This is a genomic window from Azohydromonas sediminis, assembly GCF_003574675.1.
GTDB lineage: Bacteria > Pseudomonadota > Gammaproteobacteria > Burkholderiales > Burkholderiaceae_C > Calidifontimicrobium > Calidifontimicrobium sediminis.
Genome location: NZ_QOAZ01000105.1, coordinates 1 through 646, shown reverse-complemented (window position 1 = coordinate 646; position 646 = coordinate 1). Strand labels below are relative to the sequence as shown.

Here is a 646-nt window from a genome sequence, read left to right as displayed (position 1 = left end):
GATCTTATTAAACTAAATTGATTGCCATTTAAAATCACTTGGATTTTACACCACGCTTGACGCTCTAAATTTACTTCGGTTTGAATTGAACGATGTTCAAGCCAAAAACGGTAATTCGGAACCCCTAACGGGTTTTGGCTTTGCTTAACCGTTGAAGCGACCGAGCCGCTCAGAATTAAGCAATTATCAATCGGCGAATTACTCGCCAGCTTCCTCTGATTCAACTTCAGCTACCGCTTCAGCAACTTTGCTTTCTTTCGCTTTCACCATTGGTGACGCTTCAGTTACTGCCGCTTTAGTGTGAACGATTAAGTTACGAAGAACTGCATCGTTATAACGGAAGTTAGTTTCTAACTCGTCGATTACACTTTGAGGTGCTTCTACATTCATTAACACGTAGTGTGCTTTGTGAAGTTTGTTGATTGGGTATGCTAATTGACGACGACCCCAATCTTCTAAGCGATGAACTTGACCGCCAGCTTCTTTAACAGACGCTGTGTAACGCTCAATCATTGCCGGTACTTGTTCGCTTTGGTCCGGGTGAACCATAAAAACGATTTCGTAGTGACGCATTGACTATCCTTACGGGTTAGCAGCCTCCAACTTTAGCCAGTCACCAACTTGTGGAAGCAAGGATTAAAAAAAC

Annotated in this window: 2 protein-coding genes; both read right to left on the bottom strand. The window is 42.7% G+C overall.

Features of this window, described 5'->3' with window-relative positions:
- The coding region (locus DRV96_RS17835; RefSeq protein WP_119293623.1) for a single stranded DNA-binding domain-containing protein at positions 1-224 on the bottom strand (224 nt) is incomplete at its 3' end.
- The gene (rpsF, locus tag DRV96_RS17830) at positions 199-573 is read right to left on the bottom strand and encodes a 30S ribosomal protein S6 (protein ID WP_005598107.1); all 375 of its coding nucleotides are present in this window, start codon (positions 571-573) and stop codon (positions 199-201) included. The genes DRV96_RS17835 and rpsF, both read right to left, overlap by 26 nt.
- Between the last annotated feature and the right edge of the window lie 73 nt (positions 574-646).

Bases quoted from the DNA above. Each gene is read 5' to 3' on its own strand.
- rpsF (WP_005598107.1), bottom strand. From the start codon at position 573: ATGCGTCACTACGAAATCGTTTTTATGGTTCACCCGGACCAAAGCGAA.